Source organism: Mycobacterium hubeiense, assembly GCF_002838065.1.
GTDB classification, from domain to species: Bacteria; Actinomycetota; Actinomycetes; order Mycobacteriales; family Mycobacteriaceae; genus Mycobacterium; species Mycobacterium hubeiense.
This window is the reverse complement of sequence record NZ_PIZU01000023.1, coordinates 70836-80101: the sequence shown is the minus strand read 5'-3', so window position 1 is coordinate 80101 and position 9266 is coordinate 70836. Positions and strand designations below refer to the sequence as shown.

General features: G+C 66.8%; 12 protein-coding genes and 1 pseudogene. 8 read left to right on the top strand and 5 right to left on the bottom strand.

Features of this window, described 5'->3' with window-relative positions; translation table 11 throughout:
* The first annotated feature begins 196 nt into the window (after positions 1–196).
* Both CWS39_RS18065 and CWS39_RS18060 read left to right on the top strand, forming a co-directional pair.
* Complete coding sequence (locus tag CWS39_RS18065; protein ID WP_102144299.1) at positions 197–802, top strand: class I SAM-dependent methyltransferase; 606 nt, start codon at positions 197–199, stop codon at positions 800–802.
* Between the two features lie 32 nt (positions 803–834).
* Entirely contained in the window at positions 835–1467 is a 633-nt protein-coding gene (locus tag CWS39_RS18060; protein ID WP_102144313.1) for an FKBP-type peptidyl-prolyl cis-trans isomerase, read from the top strand.
* On the opposite strand, the gene CWS39_RS18055 is transcribed toward CWS39_RS18060, so the two are convergent.
* The gene (locus CWS39_RS18055; RefSeq protein ID WP_102144312.1) at positions 1464–2021 is read right to left on the bottom strand and encodes a hypothetical protein; all 558 of its coding nucleotides are present in this window, start codon (positions 2019–2021) and stop codon (positions 1464–1466) included. The genes CWS39_RS18060 and CWS39_RS18055 overlap by 4 nt on opposite strands.
* A gap of 77 nt (positions 2022–2098) precedes the next feature.
* Between CWS39_RS18055 and CWS39_RS18050 the strand changes: the two genes are divergently transcribed.
* Both CWS39_RS18050 and CWS39_RS18045 read left to right on the top strand, forming a co-directional pair.
* Entirely contained in the window at positions 2099–2791 is a 693-nt protein-coding gene (locus tag CWS39_RS18050; protein ID WP_233213559.1) for a DNA alkylation repair protein, read from the top strand.
* A 58-nt stretch (positions 2792–2849) separates the two neighbouring features.
* Positions 2850–3635, top strand: coding sequence for a bestrophin-like domain (locus tag CWS39_RS18045; RefSeq protein ID WP_102144297.1), 786 nt, complete (start codon positions 2850–2852; stop codon positions 3633–3635).
* On the opposite strand, the gene CWS39_RS18040 is transcribed toward CWS39_RS18045, so the two are convergent.
* Positions 3615–4142 (bottom strand): SRPBCC family protein, encoded by a 528-nt coding sequence (locus CWS39_RS18040; protein WP_102144296.1) that lies wholly within the window; start codon positions 4140–4142, stop codon positions 3615–3617. The genes CWS39_RS18045 and CWS39_RS18040 overlap by 21 nt on opposite strands.
* On the bottom strand, positions 4135–4671 hold the full coding sequence (locus CWS39_RS18035) for a hypothetical protein (RefSeq protein ID WP_102144295.1): 537 nt from the start codon (positions 4669–4671) through the stop codon (positions 4135–4137). Before CWS39_RS18035 ends, CWS39_RS18040 begins: the two co-directional genes overlap by 8 nt.
* Positions 4672–4707: 36 nt before the next feature.
* On the opposite strand from CWS39_RS18035, the gene CWS39_RS18030 reads away from it, so the two are divergent.
* Together CWS39_RS18030 and CWS39_RS30330 are read left to right on the top strand one after the other, a co-directional pair.
* Positions 4708–5481 (top strand): enoyl-CoA hydratase/isomerase family protein, encoded by a 774-nt coding sequence (locus CWS39_RS18030; protein ID WP_102144294.1) that lies wholly within the window; start codon positions 4708–4710, stop codon positions 5479–5481.
* A 34-nt stretch (positions 5482–5515) separates the two neighbouring features.
* Positions 5516–5734: pseudogene (locus CWS39_RS30330) on the top strand (cupin domain-containing protein); the annotation flags it as partial.
* Here the strand turns inward: CWS39_RS30330 and CWS39_RS28650 are convergent.
* The gene (locus CWS39_RS28650) at positions 5674–6210 is read right to left on the bottom strand and encodes an SRPBCC family protein (RefSeq protein WP_142386868.1); all 537 of its coding nucleotides are present in this window, start codon (positions 6208–6210) and stop codon (positions 5674–5676) included. The pseudogene CWS39_RS30330 and the gene CWS39_RS28650 sit on opposite strands and share 61 nt — an antisense overlap.
* Before the next feature lie 20 nt (positions 6211–6230).
* On the opposite strand from CWS39_RS28650, the gene CWS39_RS18020 reads away from it, so the two are divergent.
* Complete coding sequence (locus CWS39_RS18020) at positions 6231–6950, top strand: MBL fold metallo-hydrolase (RefSeq protein WP_102144311.1); 720 nt, start codon at positions 6231–6233, stop codon at positions 6948–6950.
* Here the strand turns inward: CWS39_RS18020 and CWS39_RS18015 are convergent.
* Positions 6925–8757 carry a fatty acyl-AMP ligase gene (locus tag CWS39_RS18015; RefSeq protein WP_102144292.1) on the bottom strand — a complete coding sequence of 611 codons (1833 nt, stop codon included), beginning with the start codon at positions 8755–8757 and terminating at the stop codon, positions 6925–6927. The two genes, CWS39_RS18020 and CWS39_RS18015, sit on opposite strands and share 26 nt — an antisense overlap.
* A 52-nt stretch (positions 8758–8809) precedes the next feature.
* Between CWS39_RS18015 and CWS39_RS18010 the strand changes: the two genes are divergently transcribed.
* Positions 8810–9262 (top strand): helix-turn-helix transcriptional regulator, encoded by a 453-nt coding sequence (locus CWS39_RS18010; RefSeq protein WP_233213558.1) that lies wholly within the window; start codon positions 8810–8812, stop codon positions 9260–9262.
* Positions 9263–9266: the final 4 nt, after the last annotated feature.

The following is a 9266-nucleotide window of genomic DNA, read 5'->3' as shown; positions in this document are numbered from 1 at the left end:
AGGGGGCGGGTGCCTCAACCCAGGTTGGCAGAGAGGGAGAGCCGGACACTCGACGGCAACATCCAAGAGCTGATCTACCGGCCCACCCTCCACGCCCTGAGTTTGCCTGTACCGACGGAACCCCTTCTACCTTCGGCAGGATCATGGTGGGCGTACTCTGCGGGGGCTACTTAATTGCCGCTGCGACAATGCCAGCATGGTCGAGCAGAGCATCTGGATGCAGAAGGTCGCGGCCGATCCCGGCCACTCCCACTGGTACATCGAACGGTTTCGGTCGCTGGCGCGCGCCGGTGAGGACCTGGCCGGCGAGGCGCGGCTGATCGACGCGATGGCGCCCCGCGGCGCGCGAATCCTCGATGCCGGCTGCGGGTCCGGCCGGTTGGGCGGTTATCTGGCCGCGGCGGGCCACCACGTCGTCGGCGTCGACGTCGACCCGGTCCTCATCGAGGCAGCCGAGCACGATCATCCTGGACCCCGCTGGCTCGTCGGCGACCTCGCCGAACTCGACCTGCCCGCGCGCGGCATAACCGAGCCGTTCGATCTGGTCGTCTCGGCCGGCAACGTCATGACATTCCTTGCTCCGAGTACCCGCGTCCGTGTGTTGACCCGCCTGCGCGCCCACCTCACCGGTGACGGGCGGGCGGTCATCGGCTTCGGCGCCGGCCGCGACTACGAGTTCGACCAATTCCTCGACGACGCGGCAGAAGCCGGGTTCACTGCAGATCTGCTGCTGTCGACCTGGGATCTGCGACCGTTCACCGACGACTCCGACTTCCTCGTCGCGATCCTTCGGCCGGCGTAGCTCCCATCGCAGCGCCAGGTAGCGTGGCGACGATGAATTCCTCTCGCCTGTCTTCTTCCGTCGCGCTCGCGGCCGGTGCCGCGTCCCTCGTCCTGACGCTCGCCGCGTGCGGTTCCGACACCGAAACGTCGTCGACCACCACGACACCCGCGGTCTCCGATGTGTTCACGCCGCCGTCCATCGTGGAGACGGCAACCGCGGCCAGTGCGTGCCCATCGACGCCGCCGCAAGACAGCGGCACACCCGAGTGGACCCTGCCCGGGGCCACCGGCAGCGTCGCGGTGACCGGATCCACGGAGTCGGCGGCGCCGAACATCAAGGTGGAAGCACCGTTCAGCGTGACCGAAACCCAGGTACACACCCTGAAGGCCGGAGACGGACCGGTCGTCGCGGACACGGCGACGGTCTCGGTCTGCTACATGGGTGTCAATGGTCGCGACGGGTCAGTGTTCGACAGCAGCTATGAAACGGGTGCGCCCGTCGATTTCCCGCTCGACGGGGTCGTGCCGGGCTTCCAGAAGGCGATCGCCGGGCAGAAGGTCGGGTCCACCGTCGCGGTCGCGATGACCTCTGCGGACGGCTACCCCGAGGGTCAGCCCGCCGCCGGAATCCAGCCCGGCGACAGCCTCGTCTTCGCGATCAAGATTCTCGACGCGTCGAGCTAGCGTCCCGGCGGCGCCGGCGGTTGTGGCGCGGTCGGCGACTGAAACTCATACCCAGGAGGCGGAGGCCCGTCCAACGGGTAGTACCCGGGCGGCAGCGCCGGGCCGCCCGGCGGCGGCCCCGCACCGGGATCCGGTGCCGCAACGGGAGTTTCGGAGCCCGGCGCGTTCATCGACACGTACCCCGGAGGCAGAGGCGGCGGCGGGCCGGCCCCGGGTGGAGGCGCGGCGACGGGTCCGGTGGGGCCGTGGAACCCGTTGGGATCGTGGGCCTGATGCCATAGATCCCTGAGAGTCCCGAGCGGGCCCGATCCGGATTGGCCGGAGCCGTACACCGGGTTCGCCATCTCGGGTACCGGCGGCGGGCCGGCGGGCGGCGGCGCAGGCGGAGCCGCCAGTTCGTCCGGCGGCAGCACCACGGGCTGGCCGGGCGCCGCTGCTGTCGAGTCCGATGGCGCGGGCGTGGGTGCCGCCGGATCGGCTGACGCTGGGACTGCGGCCGCCAACAGCGCACCGACAATGCTCATGCCCGCGATCGCGAACTTCGCTGCAGTCATTACTCGGCGGTCCTCTCCGTTCGGGCCCTGGCATCGTCGCACATATCGGTTCTGTGTGCCTATTGCAGAATGACCGCGTGCCCCGACAGTTCGACGCCGGCCTGGTCAATGCGGTCCGGGCCGGTCTGGCCGCACTCGCGGATCCCGCCAAGGCGCCCGACATGCAGCGTTACATGAAGTCCGACATGCCCTTTCGCGGCGTGCAGAAGCCGGCCCGGGCGAAACTCGCGGCGCGGTTGTTCGTCGAGCATCCATTGGCCGATGTCGACGTCTGGGTTGCCACGGTGCTCGAGCTGTGGCATGGCGCGGAGTACCGGGAAGAGCGTTACATGGCAGTGGATCTCACCGGGTATCGCCGCTACACCAAGTGGCAGGAACCCAGCCGGTTGCCGCTGTACGAGGAGCTGATTGTCACCGGGGCGTGGTGGGACTTCGTCGACGAGCTGGCCAGCAAGCGCATCGGCCTCTTGCTGCGTCGTTACCCCGGCGCAGTCACACCGCTGATGCGCGAGTGGAGCGAGGACACCGACCGGTGGAAGCGGCGGGCATCGATCATCTGCCAGCTCGGCGCGAAGCGCGACACCGACGTCGAGCTACTCACCCACTGCATCGAGGCCAACCTCGATGACCCGGACTTCTTCTTGCGCAAGGGAATCGGCTGGGCACTACGCGAGTACGCCAAGACCGACCCCGACTGGGTGCGCGTATTCGTCGACGCGCACCCCGCACTAAGCCCGCTCTCGCGCGGGGAGGCCACCAAGCATCTTTGACCGTCGTATTTAGACACATCTGGTGCTGTGATTTGACATTTGCTGACATGCTGATCCGATGGGTGACCTCGGGGTACTCGGCGCTTGGCTTCTTCTGGCCATCGTCGTCGTCGGTGCCGTGCTGATCGCGGTGGCGAGCGTATGGCTGTCGAGCCGCATCGTTTCGCGTGACACGGGCCCGGAGCACAACTCGATACTGTCGCCCTTCCTGACGGTCGTCGGTCTCGTCTACGGTGCGCTTCTTGGTTTCACCGTCGTCGTCGGGTGGCAGCAATTCCTCTCGGCGGAGGTCAATGTCGCCAATGAAGCGTCAACGTTGATGACGATGTACCGACAGACGATCGCGATGCCGCAGCCGGAGCAATCACAGCTACGTGAACAGCTGCGCAGGTACGCCGAAGCCACCCAAGGTCCCGAATGGGGCAAGCAGGAATTCGGCCACATTCGCAACGAGGGCCGAGCTGCGATCGCCGATATGTATCGCATCGTGGGCAGAGGGCAATCCGGCGTCGCGGCCAACCCGATCAATCAAGCTTTCCTTAGCGAACTGACCACCTTGGCGTCCGATCGCAGCACGCGAATCGTGGACGCCAAACCACGGATACCGCCGCTGTTGTGGTGTTCGTTGATCTTCGGTGGGGCCGTGCTCATCCTGCTCACCAGCTTGATGCGACTCCGAAGCGACCGCGGTCACATGATGCTGGTGAGTGCGGTGACCGTCCTGCTTGGCTTGCTTCTGTACCTCGTGTACACACTCGATCACCCCTTCGGCCCAGTGGGCGTCACACCGCGGCCGTTCGCACACGCTCTCATGGTTTTCGACCTAGTCGACAGCGGCACCTGACCGACTGGTGTGCCGTTCGGCCAGCTCTGCCAGATGCTTCAGCGAGTTGTCCAGGTGCTGGGGCGGGAACGGCGGGAACGCGATGTCGCGGTGCTGCGGCGGCACTCGCGACCAGTCGTAGGTCAGCGTGACCTCGGTTCGACCGGGGCCGACCGGTTCGAGGTCGTAACGCCAGATCCATCCGCCGTATTCGACAGTGCTGTCGTCGCTCGCTTCGCGGCCCGGGATATGGCGAGGTTCCGCGCCGGGCTGCCAGGCGATGACACGCGGCCGGTCGAACACCTCGACCCGGTTCGCCATTTCGTAGTGCTTGTTGGGGTGATTCTCGTGGTACATCCCCATCCGGAAAACCTGGCCGACGTCGGTGAGGGGCGTGGGGTCGACAGGCTCCAGCACCCATCCGGTGCCGTCGATCGCCGCGTGCGTCGACGGATCCGCCAGCAGGTCGAACACTGTTTCGGCCGACGCGTTGATGGTCGTGCTCGCGACGAGGGTCTCCTCAGCCATGCCTATACCGACCGCCCGCGGCACGAAACTTCATCGCGCGGGGCGCCATGGCGAAGGCGGCCAAGATCACGGCGGCGCCGGACAGCACATGCCAGGCGCCGTGGTACTGCCACAGGCTGTCAGGTCGGCAGAGCGGCGAGCCGGAGCGCCCCGCGGCGTAGGCGATCAGCGCCAGCGCCATGATCCCGGCCGGCGCCAACCACGTCGACCACTCCCCCCGGCGAACGCTGACAACGAAGCCGACGAGACACACCGTTCCCAGTGCGACGATGGGCACGTCGTGCACGACCTGCGCCCACGAGGGCTGCGGCCCGTGGTAGGCGAAACTGCCTGCGCCTACCGCTATCAGGGCCACTGCGGTGCCCTTGGTCAGCGGCGCACTGATCCGCCTCGCCCAATACAGCACCACGAGCCCGGCGACGACATACGCCAGGCTCGTGAGGGCCAGCACGGGCTGCGCCAGCGCCGCTGGAACGATGCGCTCGCAGTCCGTGTGACCGAAACCGGCGGAAGCGGTCAGTACCTGCATGGGCGATCCAGCGTAACGCGCAATTAGGGTGCCCTCATGAGCCTCGTCACCTATGAACTCGAAGATCACGTCGCGACCATCACGCTCAACCGGCCCGAGGCTCGCAACGCCATCAACGGCGCGCTCCGCCAGGAGCTCAACGCCGCCTGGGACCGGTTCCGCGACGACGAAGACGCGTGGGTCGGCATCCTGACCGCCAACGGCAGCACGTTCTGCGCCGGCGGCGACCTCAAGGACGGTGAGGGGTCGGTCGGCACGTTCGGCGGCACGTTCTGGGAGAAGCCGACGATCAACTCGTTCGAAAGCGGCATGGAACTCTTCAAGCCGACCATCGCCGCTGTGCACGGACCCTGTATCGGCTACGGGCTGACGGGAGTTCTCTTCTGCGACTTCGTGATTGCCACCACCGAGGCGAGCTTCTCCTTCCCCGAAGTATCGATCGGCGTGCCCACCATCGTCGGGGCCATCCGATTGCCTCGGCGGGTCAGGTGGCCCGATGCGATGGAGCTGCTGCTGACCGGTAAGCCGATGAATGCCCAGCGGGCCAAGGAGATTGGGCTGGTCTGGAAGCTCGTCGAGCCCGACGAACTACAGGCGCAGGCGCGGTCGTGGGCGCGCACCCTCACCCAGGCCGCTCCCCTGGCTCAGCGCGCAACCAAGGAAGTGGCGTGGCGAACCGCCGACATGGGCTGGATCGAGTCGGTCCGTTTCGGCGAGACCATGCGCAAGGTAGCCACGGCGACCGAGGACGCCGCAGAAGGCGTGCTGGCCTGGCGGGAAAAGCGCAAGCCCAACTGGCGGGGCCGCTAAGCCTGTACTGCCGAGATTGGTGTCTGATTGAGGCATGACGTTTCACGGGAACGACGAGCCGGCCGCTCCCGCAGTGCTGACACCCGAGATTCAACAGGCGGTGTGGTTCCTGGGTGCGTTGGTCCGCGTCCGCGCGAGCGGGGCCGCGACAGCCGGAGCGCTGGACGTCCTGGAGCACCGGGGTGAACGCGGTTACGCCAGTCCCGTGCATCGGCATCTGGCCGAGGACGAGACGTTCTTTCTCCTCGACGGCGAACTGCGGGTCGAAGTTGGTGGTGACGCGCACATCGCAGGTCCAGGAGCGGTTGCGTCGCCGGCTTCGAGTCGCTCCTTGAGCTTGCCCAGACCTGTTCTTGCCCGCCTGCCCATCGCCAATCGGGCAAACGGCAGCACGGTCCAGCGGACCACGGCGTTCTCCGCGCGGCTCAGCATCCGCCATGCGACTTCGCAGGAGTTCGCGTCGATGTTTCGGAACTCAATCTCCATGCGCGGCAACAACAATGGCAGATCGCCATCGGTGACCAGCCGCTGCGGCGGATCGGACTCGACCACCCGAATCAGCACCGACCGTGTCCCGCGCAGCGGCATTGCGACAGTCTCGACGTACTGCTTTCCGGTCGACGCAATGGACACCTCATCGTGCGCCGCGAATGACTCCGAGCGCGCCGAGTTGGCGATTCGACCAGGTGCTTGGCTCACCAGTTCGGCAGTGGCTGTCGCATTGACCATTGGTGGATAACCTCGAGGCCATGTCGCGACCCGATCTTCTGCAGATGGCGCCGTCGTTGTACCGGCTCCGCATCCCCGGCGGTCAGGCACATCTGCTGAACTGTTATCTCTGGGTGGAGCCCGACGACGTGACGCTGGTCGACACCGGCTGGCCGGACAGCGCCGGGTTGATCGCCGACGCCTTGACCACGCTTGGCAGACGAACCGGTGACGTGAAACGTATTGTGCTCACCCACTTTCACGAGGACCATGCTGGGTCCGCCGCCAAGATCGCGACTTGGTCCGACGTTGAAGTGGTTGCGGGGGCTGAGGATTCGCCGTATGTGCAAGGCGTCGAATGCGGCCCCGTTCCCCAGCTGACCGACTTCGAGCGGACGATTCGGGCCGACTTCGATGAGCCGCCGCACGGACCTCCGTGTCGCGTCGACCGCACCGTGCGCGACGGCGACGTCCTGGGTTTCGCGGGCGGCGCACGCGTCATCAGCGTGCCGGGTCACACCCCTGGCAGCATCGCTTTGTATCTGCCCGCCGCCGACGCGTTGCTCACCGGCGACGCAGTGGCCGAGTTCCACGGGCAGGTAATCCTCGGCGTCTTCAACACCGATCGGAGCGCCGCGATCCGCTCACTTGAGAAACTCGCCGCAACAAGGGCGCAGATCGCGGGCTTCGGTCACGGCGAGCCCGTGCTCGCTGACGCCTCTGCCCGCATCGCCGCTAGTGCTGACCCAGACGCCCGCTGAGGTACTGCTTGCGGCACGCCCAGCGAGCCAGCTTGCCGCTGGTGGTGCGCGGAATGGCGCCCGCGGGCACCAGGCGCACATCGGAGACGGTGACCCTATGCCGTTGTGCCACAGCGGATCTGATCGCATCGAGCGCTGGCGCAGGGTCGATGCGGCTGGTGCCCGCCGCGCGTTCGGCGGCGATCACCAGGCGCTCGTCACCGTCCTGCCCCACCGAGAAGGCCGCGACGTATCCCTTGCGCACCATCGGCGAGGCCGCCGCGGCGGTAGCCTCGATGTCCTGCGGATAGTGACTGCGTCCATCGATGCTCACCACATCGGCCATCCGGCCGACGACGTAGAGTTGACCGTCGAGATACACCCCGAGATCCCCGGTCCGCAGCCACGTGCCCGCGATCGGCACTCCCTCGGCGTGGCTGTTTTCAGCCAAGCGGGACTGAAGTTTGGCGCCGAACGTGCGCTGCGTCTCGTCCGGTCGGCGCCAATAGCCGCGGCCAATGTTGTTGCCGTGCAACCAGATTTCGCCGACTTCGGCGTCCCCTACCTCAGACTCGGTGGCAGGGTCGACGATGACCGCCCATTGGCTGCGCGCAATACGGCCGCTCGACACCTGCGTTACCGCGTTGGGTGAGTCGGCTACGCGGACCGCGTGACCCGCGCCGAGCTGCTCGCGATCCAGGTGCACCACCGTCGGTGCGTCGGCGGGATCGGTGGTCGCGACCATCAGGGTGGCCTCGGCGATGCCGTACGACGGCTTGATCGCCGTCGCTGGCAACTTGTACGGCGCGAACGCTTCACTGAACGTCGTGATGGCATCGATGCTGACCGGCTCGGACCCGATGATCATCACCACGTCGCTGAGGTCGACGTCCTCATCCGGCGCGGGCAGCCCACGTTGTGCGGTCCACTCGTAGGCGAAATTCGGTGCGGCCGTGACCACTCGGCCATGTCGCGCCTCCTCGGACATGGCACGGATCCACCGCTGCGGTCGACGGATGAACGCGGTGGGCGACATCAGCGTCACGTGCCCGCCGTAGATCGTCGGGAAGCCGATCATCGACAATCCCATGTCGTGGTAGAGCGGTAACCAGCTGACGCCGCGGGTTTTTCGGTCCAGCAGGTCGATCGACAGGATCATTTGCACCAAATTCGTCCCCGCCGCGCGATGCGTGATCTCCACGCCGACCGGTGGCCGTGTCGCCCCCGAGGTGTACTGCAGATGAGACACGTCGTCCACATCGAGTTCGACCGGGATGAACGCCTCCCCCTCCGCGTCGGGCACCTCATCGACGGCCACGATGTGCGGCGACGGATCCAGCGACAGCGCCTCCAACGCCGCCCGGACGACCTCACGCGCCGGCGTCGTCGTGAGCACGACACTCGGTTGGGAATCGCGCAGCGCCGTCTCGAGACGTTCCGTGTGGCCGGGCAATTCGGGCGCGAACAATGGGACGGCGATGTTGCCCGCCTTGATCGCGGAGAAGTATGCGATGACGTAGTCGAGGCCCTGCGGCGCGAGGATCGCCACCCGCTCCCCACGAATGGTGAGCCGCTGCAGGTGCGCGGCGATGGCCCGCAGCCGAACGCCGAGCTGAGCCCAGGTCAGCTCGACCGCGTGCGCGGCGCCAGATCCGGTGTGGTCCAGGTAGCGGTACGCGAGGCAGTCCCCGACATTCGCGATGGCGCGGTCGATGAGCGAGATCAGGGTGGTTTCCGGCGGCAGCACGACGCGGCCGTCGGCGTCCAAGCACTCCTCGATGTGGAGTAGCCCGTTGTGCCCCACGGAGTCTTGGCGGCCGAGGTGCATGAGCGCAGTCTATGTGTGACCACGGCGTCCGACGGGTGGCACGATGGCCGTCGTGAGCAGCACCACTCCCGCCGAAGCGCAACGCCTGCGCGACCTCGTCCAGTTGCGCCGCGTCCGCGATCGGATCGACCGGGAATTCGCACAGCCGCTCAACGTCGAGGCGCTGGCTCGTGACGCTCATATGTCGGCCGGGCATTTGTCCCGCCAGTTCAAGCTCGCCTACGGGGAGTCGCCGTACTCCTACCTGATGACGCGGCGCATCGAGCGCGCGATGGCGCTGCTGCGTCGCGGCGACCTCAGCGTCACGGAGGTGTGTTTCGCCGTCGGGTGCTCGTCGCTCGGCACGTTCAGCACCCGATTCACCGAGCTGGTCGGCATGTCACCCAGCGCCTACCGGGAGAACACAGCTCACGTGACGGAGGGCATGCCGTCGTGTGTCGAGAAGCACATCACCAGACCGATCAGGAATCGAGAAGCGCCGGCCGTCGGGCTGCACCTACCGTGACCGA